Consider the following 12685-nt stretch of genomic DNA (forward strand, 5'->3'; position numbering starts at 1 on the left):
TCCCGTCCGGGCCGTGCGCCCCGCGGCGCGGGGACGCGGCGGTCAGCCCGCGGCAGCGCCGCGGGCCGCGGGCGGCCTCACTCGGCCTGCTTCACGGTGCACATCAGCTCCGCCTCGCAGGCCACCTTGTCGTCGACCGTGGCGAACGCCTTGAACTTCCAGATGCCGCGGATATAGCGCTCGACCGTCACGTTCATGTGCAGCTGGTCGCCCGGGTACACCACCTGCTTGAAGCGGGCGCCGTCGATGCCGACGAAGTAGTACAGCGCGCCTTCCTTGCGCTCCATGTCGGCGCCGAAGGTCAGCAGGCCGGCCGACTGCGCCAGCGCCTCCAGGATCATCACGCCCGGCATCACCGGCTGCTCGGGGAAATGGCCCTGGAAGTACGGCTCGTTGATGGTGACGTTCTTCAGGGTCTTGATCCGCTTCTGCGCCTCGAACTCCAGCACGCGGTCGACCAGCAGGAACGGGTACCGGTGCGGCAGCAGCTTGAGGATCTTGCGGATATCGATTTCGGCCGCGCTCATGATGATTTCTCTTTAGTCTTGTGAGGGTTGGGACCCGGCGGCCTGGCCGCGCAGGCGGCGTTCCAGCGCCACCACCCGTTCGCGCAGCTTGCTCAGGCCGCGCACGATGGCTGCGTTGCGTTCCCACTCGCCGTGCGGCAGGAACGGGAACACGCTGGTGAAATGGCCGCCGGGCTTGGTGATGGATTTGGTGATCGAGGTGCCGCCCGACACCGTGGTGCGGTCGGCAATGGTCAGGTGGCCGGCAAAGTTGGCCGCGCCGCCGATCACGCAGAAGCGGCCGATGCGGGTGCTGCCCGACACCGCGGCGCAGCCGGCGATCACCGTGTGCGCGCCGACCCGCACGTTGTGCGCGATCTGGACCTGGTTGTCGATCTTGCAGCCGTCCTCGATCACGGTGTCGGCCATGGCGCCGCGGTCGATCGCGGTATTGGCGCCGACCTCGACGTCCTGGCCCAGCACCGCACGGCCGGTCTGCGGGATCTTCACGTATTCCACGCCGGTGGCGCTGATGTCCGGGGCGAAGCCGAAGCCGTCGGCACCGATCACCACGCCGCTGTGCAGGATGGCGCGGGCGCCGACCACGCAGTGGTGGTAGACCGAGACATTGGCGTAGAGCAGCGCATCGTCGCCGATCTCGGCGTGCGCGCCGACATAGCCGTTGGCCAGGATGCGCACGCGCTCGCCCAGGCGCGCGCCGGCTTCGATGACCACGTTAGGGCCGATGTAGCACGAGGCCGGCACCACCGCGTCGGGCGCCACGGTGGCGCGCGCGTCGATGCCGGTGCGCGCATCGGTATTGGCGGCGCGGTCGAAACGCTGCGCCACGCGGGCAAAGCATACGTAGGGATTGCGCGCCACCAGCCAGTTGCGGCCGTCGGCCTTGCCTTCGGCGCGCACGCGCTCGAGGTCGGCGGCCGAGACGATCACGGCGCCGGCCTTCGCCTCCAGCGCCTGCTGCAGGTAGAGCGGATTGGACAGGAACGAGAGCTCGCCCGGTCCGGCCTGGTCCAGGGGGGCCAGGCCGGTGATCGCCAGGTCGGGGTCACCCACAACCTGCGCGCCGTTCTCGGTGGCGAGCTGACCCAGTGTGGGTGTCTGCATGGCGGTACTTCCTGATGAAAGAACGAATGAAGGAACGAAGCAGCGGCGTCGGCTTACCTGCCGCCGGCGTTCAGCACCTTCATCACGTCGTCGGTGATATCGATGCGCGGATTCACGTACACCGCTTCCTGCACGATCAGGTCGTACTTGCGCTGTTCCGCGAGCTGACGGATCACACGGTTGGCGCGCTCCAGCACCTGGGCCAGTTCTTCGTTGCGGCGCTGGTTCAGGTCCTCGCGGAACTCGCGCTGCTTGCGCTGGAACTCGCGGTCCAGGTCGGCCACTTCGCGCTGGCGGCGCTGGCGGTCGGAGTCGGCCAGCACGGCCGTGTCCTTGTCCAGCTTGTCGGCCATGCCCTTGATCTTCTGCGCCATGTCCTGCAGCTCGCGGTCGCGCTTGGAGAACTCCTGCTCCAGCTTGACCTGGGCCGCCTTGGCCGGCTGCGAATCGCGCAGGATGCGCTCGGAATTGACCGCGGCGATGCGCGCTTCCTGGGCCGCGGCCGGCAGCGACGCGCAGAGCGCCGCGGTGGCGAGCGCGGCGGCGCCCAGGGACTTGACCAGTTTGGATGTTGTAGTCATGAAAACAGATCCTTTTTCAGAATCAGAATGCCGTGCCGATCTGGAACTGGAAGCGCTGGACCTTGTCGTTGTCGTCGCGGTTGAGCGGGAAGCCCATGCTGAGCTTCAGCGGTCCGATCGGCGACAGCCACGACATGCCGAAGCCGGTCGAGTACTTCAGTTCGCTGAAGCTCAGCGGCTGACCTTCCTGATAGACGTTACCGAAGTCAAAGAACGTGAACAGGCGCAGCGTGCGGTCCACGCCCGAGCCCGGCAACGGGAAGATGAATTCGACGTTGCCGATCATCTTGGAGGCACCGCCCACCGGGTTGCCGTTCTGGTCCTTCGGGCCCAGCGTGCTGGTCTGGTAGCCGCGCACCGAGCCGATACCACCGGCGTAGAAATACTTGAACACCGGGAACGGCGTGTTGCCGTAGCCGTGGCCGTAGGCAACTTCGCCGTTCAGTGCCAGCGTGAAGGACTTGGAGATCGGGTAGAAGTACTGCTGCTGCACGCTGGCGCGGTAGTACTGCGTATCGCCGCCCGGCAGGCCGACTTCGAGGTTGGCCTGGGTGTACGGGCCCTTGGTCGGGACCAGCGCGCTGTCGCGGCGGTCGCGCGCCCAGCCGATCGTGAACGGGAAGTTGTTGATGCCGTCGCCGGATTCCTTGCCGATCTTGTTCAGCCAGTCGGTGTACTGGGTCGGCGTATTGACCGAGGTGTACACCTGGGTGCGTTCGTAGCCGATGCCGAAGAACACGGTATCGACTTCCGAGAACGGCACGCCGAACTTGAAGCCGCCGCCGGCCGAGACGATCTTGTAGTCCTGGTCGCCGGTGTAGTACAGCGGGCGCGAGGTGCGGTAGTAGATATCGGTCGAGCGGCTGATGCCGTCCACCGTGAAGTACGGGTCGTACTGCGTCAGCGCAATGGTGCGGAACGACTTGGCGGTGTTCACGTCCAGACCCAGGCTGGTGCCCGAGCCGAACACATTGTCCTGACGCAGGCCGGCCTGCAGCACCAGCTTGTCGGTCGACGAGAAGCCCACGCCCAGGCTGATCTGGCCGGTCGGCTTTTCGGTCACGTTGACGTTCACATCGACCTGGTCGGGCGCGCCGGGCACGTCCTCGGTGGTGATGTTGGTGTCGGTGAAGTAGCCGGTACGGTTGATACGCGCCTGCGACTGCTGCAGCTTTTCACTGTCGAACCACGAGCTTTCCATCTGGCGCATCTCGCGCCGCACCACTTCGTCGCGGGTCTTGCTGTTGCCGACCACGTTGACGCGGCGCACGTAGACGCGGCGGCCCGGATCGACCATCAGGGTCAGCGCGACCTCGCGCTTTTCCTTGTCGATCTGCGGCTGCGGATTGATGGTGGTGAAGGCGTAGCCATAGGTGCCGAGCAAGTCGGTAATCGCCTTGGTGCTCTGCGTCAGCTTCTCGGACGAGAAGATATCGCCCTTCTTCAACTGCAGCAGTTTTTCCATTTCCTCCTGCTTGCCCAGCAGTTCGCCCGCCAGGCGCACGTCGGAAACCTTGTACTGCTCGCCTTCCTTGATGTTCAGCGTCAGGAAGATGTCTTTCTTGTCGGGCGTGATCGAGACCTGGGTCGATTCGATGGCGAATTCCAGGTAGCCGCGGTTCAGGTAGTACGAGCGCAGCGCTTCCAGGTCGGCGGTCAGCTTCTGCTTCGAGTACAGGTCGTTCTTGGTGTACCACGACAGCCAGTTCGGCGTGGACAGCTGCATCTCGTCGCGCAGCGTGCTTTCCTTGAAGGCCTTGTTGCCGACGATATTGATCTGGCGGATCTTGGCGACCGGACCCTCGTCGACATTGAACACCACCGAGACGCGGTTGCGGTCCACCGGCGTGATGGTGGTCTGCACGTCGGCGGCATAGTAGCCGCGCGCGACGTACTGGCGCTTGAGCTCTTGCTCGGCCTTGTCGATCAGCGCCTTGTCATAGTAGCGGGCCTCGGCCACGCCGACCGCGCGCAGCGAGCGGCGCAGCGTGTCCTTGTCGAATTCCTTGATGCCGACGAACTCGAGCTGCGAGATCGCCGGGCGCTCCTCGACCTGCACCACCAGCACGCCGTCTTCGGAGCGGATCTGCACGTCCTTGAAGAAGCCGGTATTGTAGAGGGCACGGATGGCATCGGCGCCCTTGTCATCGGTGAAGGTTTCCCCGACGCGCACCGGCAGGTAGCCAAACACGGTACCCGGTTCGACGCGTTGCAGTCCCTCAACGCGGATGTCCCTGACGACGAACGGATCGGCAGCCCAGCCCGCCGGGCTCCAGGCTGCAATAACGGCACTCGCCAGCAAGCCCAGCGAAATGCGCTTATGTCTGATCAATGTTGATCCCCTCTTTGATTCCATCCAGGATTGCGCTCCAATGCCTCATTGGACTGCGCCTGGCAAATGGCGTCCCCGGCGATGGTGCCCGACGACACCACCACCCCTTGCCGACACACGTTTCTAGCCGTTCGCCAGAAACATTCGGCTGACGTCATTGAACAAAGCGAGCGAAGTCAGGAGCAAGATGCAGGCAATGCCAACCTTCTGCAGCATTGCCTGCCAGTGGTCTGGGACGGGCCGGCCAGTCAAAAATTCCACGCAATAATACAGCAAATGCCCCCCATCCAGAACCGGAATGGGTAACAAATTGAGTACGCCAAGACTAACGCTGACCAGCGCCAGGAAGCTGACAAAGGCTTGTATGCCGAGGTTTGCGGCACGCCCGGCGTAGTCCGCGACGGTCAGCGGACCGCTCAGGTTCTGCAGCGAAGCCTGACCCACCAGCATCTTGCCCAGCAGCTTGAGCGACAGCGCGCTGGTATCCCAGACCTGCCCCGCCGCGCGCGCCAGCGCCTGGTCCGGCCGGTAGCGCACGGTCTCCATCTGCACCGCCTGGCTCAGCGCCGCGCCCAGCTTGCCCGCGGGCGCCGGCGCGGCGCCGCTGGCATCGGTGGCGCCGTCGCGCGCCGCGGCGGTGTCGAGCGTGACCGGCACGTCCAGGCGCTGGCCGTCGCGTTCGATCCCCAGCATCACGGCCTGGCCCGGCTGGCTGCGCACCGCCTGGATCAGCGCGCTGGCCTGCGTCAGCGGGCTGCCCTGCCAGGCCACGATGCGATCGCCCTTGCGCAGCCCGGCGCGTTCGGCGGCCGAATCCGGCAGCACCTCGGTGATCGTCACCGGCCCGCCCTTCAGGTTCAGGCCGAGCGTGGCCAGCGGGTCCTGCTCGGGATTGCCGCCGGTATTGGGCAGGCGCGGCAGCGTGACATCGCGCTCGGAGCCATCGGCGCCGCGCACGCGCAGCACCGCGCGCGCATCGCCGAAGCCTTCGGCAAATACCGCCATGCGCAGGTCATTCCAGGAGCGGACTGGCTCGGTGTGGCCGTTGGCGGTCAGCGACAGCACCCGGTCGCCCTCGCGCACGCCGGCCTGCGCCGCCATGGTGCCGGCCGCGGGCGCCGCCACCACCGGCACGGGCTCGCGCATGCCACCGGCGAACAGCGCGAAATACAGCACGATCGCCAGTGCGAAGTTGGCCAGCGGGCCGGCCGCGACGATGACGAAGCGCTTGCCCACCGGCTGGCGGTTGAAGGCGCGCGGCAGGTCGGCCGGGTCGATGGCGGTGTCGCGCGCGGGATCGAACTCGCGCTCGTCGAGCATCTTGACGTAGCCGCCCAGCGGGATCGCCGCCACGGTCCATTCGGTGCGGTCGCGGCTTTTTGAGATCCAGCGCAGCAGCGGCCGCCCGAAGCCGATGGAAAAGCGCAGCACCTTCACGCCGCAGGCGCGCGCGGCCAGGTAGTGACCCATTTCGTGCACGTAGATCAGCACGCACAGGGCAACGATGAAAGCGAGTACGGTTTGCATGGTGCGGGAGGTCGGTAAGATCGCTGGGCCGGCCCGCGCGGTCCCCGGGGACCGGCCGGCGCAGCCGCTATTGTCGCAGATGCGGCAGACCGCCCCGCCGGCTCAGCGGGCGCTGGCCCGCGCGGTGACGCCGGCCCTGGCCGCCTCGCGCGCGAGCGCGTCGGCCGAGAGCACGGCCTCGAGCGTATCGGCGGGCCCGTTCGGTGCCGCCTCCAGCACCTCGCGCACGATGCCGGCGATATCGGTAAAGCGCACCTGGCCCGCGAGGAATGCCTCCACCGCCACTTCATTGGCGGCATTGAGCACCGCCGGCGCCACCCCCGCCGCGCGCAGCGCGTCGAAGGCCAGCCCCAGGCACGGGAACCTCGCCAGGTCCGGCTTCTCGAAATGCAAGCCGCCGGCGAGGGTCAGGTCGAGCGGGGTCACGCCGGCGTCGATCCGTTCCGGGTAGGCCAGGCCATAGGCGATCGGCGTGCGCATGTCGGGGTTGCCCAGTTGCGCCAGCACCGAGCCATCGGCGTAGGCCACCATCGAATGCACGATGCTCTGCGGGTGGATCAGCACCTCGATGCGTTCGGCCGGAGCGCCGAACAGCCAGTGCGCCTCGATCACCTCGAGGCCCTTGTTCATCATGGTGGCGGAGTCGACCGAGATCTTGCGGCCCATGACCCAGTTGGGATGGGCGCAGGCCTGGTCGGGCGAGATATCGTGCAGCGTGGCCGGATCGCGCGTGCGGAACGGCCCGCCCGAAGCGGTCAGCAGCACCTTGGCCACGCCGCGGCCGTAGCGCGGGTCGTCGGCGGGCAGGCACTGGAAGATGGCGTTGTGCTCGCTGTCGATCGGCAGCAGCGTGGCCCCATGCTCGCGCACCGCGTCCATGAAGATGCGCCCGGACATCACCAGCGCTTCCTTGTTGGCCAGCAGCACGCGCTTGCCCGCGCGCGCCGCCGCCAGCGTCGGACGCAGGCCCGCCGCGCCGACGATGGCGGCCATCACCGCGTCGGTCTGCGTATCGGCGGCGATGGATTCCAGCGCGGCTTCGCCGTAGCCGACCTCGGTGGCGACGCCGGCAGCGCGCAGCAGCGTCTCCAGCTCGCGCGCGGCCTCGGCCGTCCCCACCACGGCGCGCGCCGGGCGGAACTCGATGCACTGCTCGGCCAGCTTGCGCACCTGGCGGTGGGCGCTGAGCGCATGCGCGGCGTAACGGCCGGGATGGCGCCGGATCACGTCGAGCGTGCTTTCTCCGATGGAGCCGGTGGCGCCCAGGATGGTGATGCGATGCATAGCAGACGGCTTCAAAGAAAAATCAGCATCAGGGCAGCCAGCGGGAACACCGGCAGCAAGGCGTCGATACGGTCCAGCACACCGCCATGGCCGGGCAGCAGCCGGCTGCTGTCTTTCTTGCCGACCTGGCGCTTGAGCAGCGATTCGAACAGGTCGCCCACCACGCTCGCCGCAACCAGCAGCGTGGTCACCGCGGCGACGAAGCCCAGTCCGCCGCGGTCGCCCATGGCCGAGAACCAGGTCGGGGCAAAGGCGTGGGTGGCGGCCAGCGCGAGCCCGATCGCCAGTGCCAGCAGCCAGCCGCCGAGGGCGCCCTCCCACGACTTGCCCGGGCTGATGCCGGGCGCCAGCTTGCGCCGGCCGATCGCCTTGCCGGTGAAATACGCGCCGATATCGGCGGCCCACACCAGCACCGCGGCGCTCAGCAGCACGCCGATGCCGGCGCCGCGCAGGACCATGGTGGCATGGGCGAACGCGGGCAGCATCACCAGCCCCAGCACCGCGCCCAGCGCGGTGAAGGCCGGGGTCGCGGTGCGCACGCCGCGCGCCAGCAGCACCACCGCCACGCCCCAGCACACCACCGCGGCCTCGAGCAGCCAGGTGATGGCGTGGCGCTGCGGCAGGTCATGCCAGGTGATGGTGGCGATCAGGCAGGCCAGCGCATAGACGTAGGGCCACGGCCCGCGCAAGCCGATCAGGCGGCCGAATTCCCAGCCGGCCAGCAGCACGATCACGCCGAGCAGTCCCGCCAGGCCCGCCGGCGGCGCCAGGAACAGGATCGGCAGGATCAGCAGCAACAGGCACAGGGCGGTGATGACGCGGGTGAGGAGCATGCGCTGCAGTCCCGTGAAAAGTTGGAGCGGCCGGGTTCAGGCCGTACCGGAAAGCCCCGGCGCAACCAGCTGCGCGCTGGTGCGGCCGAAGCGGCGTTCGCGCTGGCGGTACGAGGCAAAGGCCTTGTCGAGTTCCGCGGCGTCGAAATCCGGCCAGTAGACGTCGGTGAAGTACAGCTCGGAATAGGCGAGCTGCCACAGCAGGAAGTTGCTGATGCGCTGTTCGCCGCCGGTGCGGATGAACAGGTCCGGCTCAGGCGCATAGGCCATCGCCAGGTGCGGGGCCAGCAGGGACTCGTCGATCGTTTCCGGATCGAGCATGGGCGAGCGCGCCAGCATCTTGCGCATGGCCTGCAGCAGGTCCCAGCGTCCGCCATAGTTGGCCGCGATGGTCACGGTCAGGCCGGTATTGCCGGCGGTGCGCGCCTCGGCATCCTTGATCAGCCGCTGGATGCGCGGGCTGAAGCGGCTCAGGTCGCCCACCACCCGCAGCCGGATGTTGTTGGCGTGCATCTTCACCACTTCGCGCCGCAGCGACATCATGAACAGCCGCATCAGGAACGAGACCTCGTCGGCCGGACGGCGCCAGTTCTCGGAGCTGAACGCGAACAGCGTCAGGTACTGCACGCCCCGGGCGGCGCAGGCTTCCACCACCGCTCGCACAGCGTCCAGCCCGCGGCTGTGCCCCGCCACGCGCGGCAGGTGCCGCTGGGTCGCCCAGCGGCCGTTGCCGTCCATGATGATGGCAACGTGCCGGGGCACGTAGGAAGTATCGGGTACGGCAAGCGTCGAGCTGATGTGCTGCATGGGCGTGAGACGATCGCTGACAGTCCCGGCCAGGCCGGGACGGGCGTCAGACCGTCATGATCTCCTTCTCTTTTTCGGCGACCATCTTGTCGATCTCGGCCACGTACTTGTCGGTCAGTTTCTGCACCTCGTCCTGGCCGCGGCGTTCTTCGTCCTCGGAAATGGTCTTGTCCTTGACCAGCTTCTTGAACTGCTCGTTGGCATCGCGGCGCAGGTTGCGCACCGCCACCTTGGCACCCTCGGCCTCGCCCTTCACGACCTTGGTCAGCTCCTTGCGGCGCTCTTCGGTCAGTGCCGGCATCGGCACACGGATCACTTCGCCCATGGTGGCCGGGTTCAGGCCCAGGTCGCAATCGCGGATGGCCTTCTCGACCGCGCCCACCATTTTCTTTTCCCACGGCTGCACCGTGATGGTACGGGCGTCGGCCAGGCCGATCGCCGCCACCTGGCTGATGGGCACCATCGAGCCGTAGTAATCCACCTGAACGTGGTCGAGCAGGCCGGTATGGGCACGGCCGGTGCGGATCTTAGCCAGATCGGCCTTGAAGGCTTCGATCGACTTCTGCATTTTCTGCTCGGCGCTCTTCTTTGTGTCGGCGACGCTCATTTTTACCTCCGGAAATCAGCCAACCAAGATCCCCTCTGGTGGGGATCGAAAATGAATCATTCTACTCTTTGCCCGTCTGGATACCAGCGCCGCGGCGCGGCATCCGTTACCGGACTCACAGATGCAGCTCAGAGACGGGGATCACACATGCACCAGGGTGCCCTCGTCCTCGCCCAGGATGACGCGCTTGAGCGCGCCCGGCTTCACGATCGAGAACACCTTGATCGGCAGCTTCTGGTCGCGGCACAGCGCGAAGGCGGTGGCGTCCATCACCTGCAGGTTGCGCGAGATGGCTTCGTCGAAGCTGATGGTGGTGTAGCGCGTGGCGCTCGGATCCTTCTTCGGGTCGGCGGTGTAGACACCGTCGACCTTGGTCGCCTTCAGCACGATCTCGGCGCCGATCTCGGAGCCGCGCAGCGCGGCCGCGGTGTCGGTGGTGAAGAACGGGTTGCCGGTGCCGGCGGCGAAGATCACGACCTTGCCCTCTTCCAGCTGGCGGATCGCGCGCGGGCGGATATAGGGCTCGACCACCTGGTCCATGCGCAGCGCCGACTGCACGCGGCCTTCGATGTTGGCGTGGCGCATCGCGTCCTGCAGCGCCAGCGCGTTCATCATGGTGGCCAGCATGCCCATGTAGTCGGCGGTGGCGCGGTCCATGCCGGCGGCGCCGCCGGCGACGCCGCGGAAGATATTGCCGCCGCCGATCACCACCGCCACCTGCACGCCGAGCTTCACGATCTCGGCAATGTCGTTCACCATCGCCTCGATGGTGGAGCGGTTGATGCCGAAGGCATCGTCGCCCATCAGGGCTTCACCGGACAGTTTCAGAAGGACGCGCTTGTAGGCTGGCATGTTCACCCTCGGAAGGAGCAGTTCGCTCGGTTGAGCCGACTCGGTCGAGTCGACCCGGTTGAGACACACTGGGACGTATGTTTTGGCACCGGCGGCACGGGTCATCGTGCCGCCGGCAGGAGGAAAGCCGGTTTTCGGGGTGCCCCGGCCGGAACCGGACCACCGCGGAAACGGACTGCTGCAGTGCAACGCCGGCTGCGCCGTGCCGCACTACTTATGCAGAGGGGCACCTTGCGGCGCCCCTGCGGCATTATAGGCGCCCGGACCAGCCCACAGCGGGCCGGCCGGCGCGCCCCTGACATCAGCCCTTCTGGGCAGCGGCCACCTGGGCGGCCACTTCAGCGGCGAAGTCGTCCTGCTTCTTCTCGATGCCTTCGCCCACGACGTACAGGGTGAAACCCTTCACGGTCGTGTTGGCGGCCTTCAGCATCTGCTCGACGGTCTGCTTGTCGTTCTTCACGAACGGCTGGTTGAACAGCGAGACTTCCTTCAGGTACTTCTGCACCGAACCCTCGACCATCTTGGCGGCGATCTCGGCCGGCTTGCCCGACTCGGCAGCCTTCTGCTCGGCGATGCTGCGCTCCTTGGCGATCAGGTCGGCGGGGACCTGCTCGGCCGACAGCGACACCGGCTTCATCGCGGCCACGTGCATGGCGACGTCCTTGGCGGCGGCTTCGTCGCCGTCGAACTCGACCATCACGCCGATACGGGTGCCGTGCAGGTACGAAACCAGCTTGCCGCCGTCGGCGTAACGCACAAAGCGGCGGATCGTCATGTTCTCCCCGATCTTGCCGATCAGGGCGGTACGGGTGGCTTCAACGCTCACGCCGTCGATTTCCAGCGCCGACAGCGCGGCCACGTCGGCCGGGTTCTGCCTGGCGACCAGTTCGGCCACCTTGGCCGAGAACGCCAGGAAGTCGTCGTTCTTGGAGACGAAATCGGTCTCGCAGTTCAGTTCGACCAGCGCACCGGTGGTGCCGTCGATGAAAGAAGCGACCACGCCCTCGGCGGTCACGCGCGAGGCGGCCTTGCTGGCCTTGTTGCCCAGCTTGACGCGCAGCAGCTCTTCAGCCTTGTTCAGGTCGCCGTCGGCCTCGGTCAGGGCCTTCTTGCATTCCATCATCGGCGCGTCGGTCTTCGCGCGCAGTTCTGCAACCATGCTTGCGGTAATTGCCGCCATTTGTCACTCCTTGAATGGTTCGCGCCGGCTGCCGGCAGTCGCCCGCGGCACCCGGTCGGTGGGTCTTCAGCGCACCCGCGGCAGATCTTGCCTGCGGCGGATGACAACAATTCAAATTCGAAAAAAGGGGGCGCCAGATGTGCCCCCTTTTTTCCCTGCTGCCGAAGTACCCCGGCTTGCGCCCTGCGCGCTGCCCGGCGTGCCGGGCGGCAGGCGATGCCTGCCTGTCGTGTGTTGACGTGCGCGCTATCGGGTTCCTTTCAGCAGCAGGCCGGGAGGCGTTCAGCCTTCCTGCACTTCGACGAATTCGTCGTCGCCGCGGGCGGCTTCAACGACTTCCTGCACCGCATTGGCACGGCCTTCCAGGATCGCGTCAGCCACGCCGCGCACGTACAGGGCCACGGCCTTGCTCGAGTCGTCGTTGCCCGGGATCACGTAATCGATGCCTTCCGGCGAGTGGTTGGTATCGACCACGCCGATCACGGGGATGCCCAGCTTGTTGGCTTCGGTCACGGCGATCTTGTGGTAGCCGACGTCGACCACGAAAATCGCGTCAGGCACGCCGCCCATTTCCTTGATGCCGCCGATCGACTTTTCCAGCTTGATCATCTCGCGCTCGAACATCAGCGCTTCCTTCTTGCTCATGGTTTCCAGCGCGCCGGCTTCCTTGGCAGCTTCCATGTCCTTCAGGCGCTTGATCGAGGTCTTGACCGTCTTGAAGTTGGTCAGCATGCCGCCGAGCCAGCGGGCGTCGACGTAGGGCATGCCGGCACGGCCAGCTTCTTCAGCCAGGATTTCGCGCGACTGGCGCTTGGTGCCCACGAAAAGGATGGTGCCGCGATTGGCCGCCAGCTGACGCACGTACTTCATGGCGTCCTGGAACATCGGCAGCGTCTTTTCGAGGTTGATGATGTGGATCTTGTTGCGGTGGCCGAAGATGAAGGGGGCCATCTTCGGGTTCCAGAAGCGGGTCTGGTGGCCGAAGTGGCAACCGGCTTCCAGCATTTCGCGCATGGTCACGGACATGTAAATCTCCAAAGGGTTAGGTCTG

General features: G+C 66.6%; 12 protein-coding genes. All 12 read right to left on the reverse strand.

What is annotated here, in order from left to right; translation table 11 throughout:
- Positions 1-77 precede the first annotated feature (77 nt).
- The 12 genes from fabZ to rpsB all read right to left on the reverse strand — a co-directional run bounded on the left by fabZ (position 78) and on the right by rpsB (position 12660).
- Positions 78-527 carry a 3-hydroxyacyl-ACP dehydratase FabZ gene (fabZ, locus tag CBM2586_RS08695; RefSeq protein WP_010809590.1) on the reverse strand — a complete coding sequence of 150 codons (450 nt, stop codon included), beginning with the start codon at positions 525-527 and terminating at the stop codon, positions 78-80.
- A gap of 12 nt (positions 528-539) precedes the next feature.
- Positions 540-1631 carry a UDP-3-O-(3-hydroxymyristoyl)glucosamine N-acyltransferase gene (lpxD, locus tag CBM2586_RS08700; RefSeq protein WP_115661992.1) on the reverse strand — a complete coding sequence of 364 codons (1092 nt, stop codon included), beginning with the start codon at positions 1629-1631 and terminating at the stop codon, positions 540-542.
- A gap of 53 nt (positions 1632-1684) precedes the next feature.
- A complete protein-coding gene (locus CBM2586_RS08705) occupies positions 1685-2212 on the reverse strand; it encodes an OmpH family outer membrane protein (RefSeq protein ID WP_115661991.1) in 528 nt (175 codons plus the stop codon).
- A gap of 22 nt (positions 2213-2234) precedes the next feature.
- Positions 2235-4568 (reverse strand): outer membrane protein assembly factor BamA, encoded by a 2334-nt coding sequence (bamA, locus tag CBM2586_RS08710; RefSeq protein ID WP_172583255.1) that lies wholly within the window; start codon positions 4566-4568, stop codon positions 2235-2237.
- Between the two features lie 99 nt (positions 4569-4667).
- Entirely contained in the window at positions 4668-6071 is a 1404-nt protein-coding gene (gene rseP, locus CBM2586_RS08715; protein WP_115687255.1) for an RIP metalloprotease RseP, read from the reverse strand.
- 102 nt (positions 6072-6173) lie between these two features.
- Positions 6174-7355, reverse strand: coding sequence for a 1-deoxy-D-xylulose-5-phosphate reductoisomerase (gene ispC / locus CBM2586_RS08720; protein WP_115687256.1), 1182 nt, complete (start codon positions 7353-7355; stop codon positions 6174-6176).
- 11 nt (positions 7356-7366) lie between these two features.
- Positions 7367-8188, reverse strand: coding sequence for a phosphatidate cytidylyltransferase (locus CBM2586_RS08725; RefSeq protein WP_115661987.1), 822 nt, complete (start codon positions 8186-8188; stop codon positions 7367-7369).
- 36 nt (positions 8189-8224) lie between these two features.
- Positions 8225-8995, reverse strand: a complete 771-nt coding sequence (locus tag CBM2586_RS08730) for an isoprenyl transferase (protein WP_012352950.1) — start codon at positions 8993-8995, stop codon at positions 8225-8227.
- A 46-nt stretch (positions 8996-9041) separates the two neighbouring features.
- Positions 9042-9602 carry a ribosome recycling factor gene (gene frr / locus CBM2586_RS08735; RefSeq protein ID WP_115661986.1) on the reverse strand — a complete coding sequence of 187 codons (561 nt, stop codon included), beginning with the start codon at positions 9600-9602 and terminating at the stop codon, positions 9042-9044.
- 141 nt (positions 9603-9743) lie between these two features.
- The gene (gene pyrH, locus CBM2586_RS08740; RefSeq protein WP_012352952.1) at positions 9744-10454 is read right to left on the reverse strand and encodes a UMP kinase; all 711 of its coding nucleotides are present in this window, start codon (positions 10452-10454) and stop codon (positions 9744-9746) included.
- Positions 10455-10755: 301 nt separating this feature from the next.
- The gene (gene tsf, locus CBM2586_RS08745) at positions 10756-11634 is read right to left on the reverse strand and encodes a translation elongation factor Ts (protein ID WP_115661985.1); all 879 of its coding nucleotides are present in this window, start codon (positions 11632-11634) and stop codon (positions 10756-10758) included.
- A gap of 282 nt (positions 11635-11916) precedes the next feature.
- Entirely contained in the window at positions 11917-12660 is a 744-nt protein-coding gene (rpsB, locus tag CBM2586_RS08750; protein ID WP_012352954.1) for a 30S ribosomal protein S2, read from the reverse strand.
- Positions 12661-12685 lie beyond the last annotated feature (25 nt).

Source organism: Cupriavidus taiwanensis, from assembly GCF_900250115.1.
Classification (GTDB): Bacteria; Pseudomonadota; Gammaproteobacteria; order Burkholderiales; family Burkholderiaceae; genus Cupriavidus; species Cupriavidus taiwanensis_B.

Bases quoted from the DNA above. Each gene is read 5' to 3' on its own strand.
- fabZ (WP_010809590.1), bottom strand. From the start codon at position 527: ATGAGCGCGGCCGAAATCGATATCCGCAAGATCCTCAAGCTGCTGCCG.
- lpxD (WP_115661992.1), bottom strand. From the start codon at position 1,631: ATGCAGACACCCACACTGGGTCAGCTCGCCACCGAGAACGGCGCGCAG.
- CBM2586_RS08705 (WP_115661991.1), bottom strand. From the start codon at position 2,212: ATGACTACAACATCCAAACTGGTCAAGTCCCTGGGCGCCGCCGCGCTC.
- bamA (WP_172583255.1), bottom strand. From the start codon at position 4,568: ATGGAATCAAAGAGGGGATCAACATTGATCAGACATAAGCGCATTTCG.
- rseP (WP_115687255.1), bottom strand. From the start codon at position 6,071: ATGCAAACCGTACTCGCTTTCATCGTTGCCCTGTGCGTGCTGATCTAC.
- ispC (WP_115687256.1), bottom strand. From the start codon at position 7,355: ATGCATCGCATCACCATCCTGGGCGCCACCGGCTCCATCGGAGAAAGC.
- CBM2586_RS08725 (WP_115661987.1), bottom strand. From the start codon at position 8,188: ATGCTCCTCACCCGCGTCATCACCGCCCTGTGCCTGTTGCTGCTGATC.
- CBM2586_RS08730 (WP_012352950.1), bottom strand. From the start codon at position 8,995: ATGCAGCACATCAGCTCGACGCTTGCCGTACCCGATACTTCCTACGTG.
- frr (WP_115661986.1), bottom strand. From the start codon at position 9,602: ATGAGCGTCGCCGACACAAAGAAGAGCGCCGAGCAGAAAATGCAGAAG.
- pyrH (WP_012352952.1), bottom strand. From the start codon at position 10,454: ATGCCAGCCTACAAGCGCGTCCTTCTGAAACTGTCCGGTGAAGCCCTG.
- tsf (WP_115661985.1), bottom strand. From the start codon at position 11,634: ATGGCGGCAATTACCGCAAGCATGGTTGCAGAACTGCGCGCGAAGACC.
- rpsB (WP_012352954.1), bottom strand. From the start codon at position 12,660: ATGTCCGTGACCATGCGCGAAATGCTGGAAGCCGGTTGCCACTTCGGC.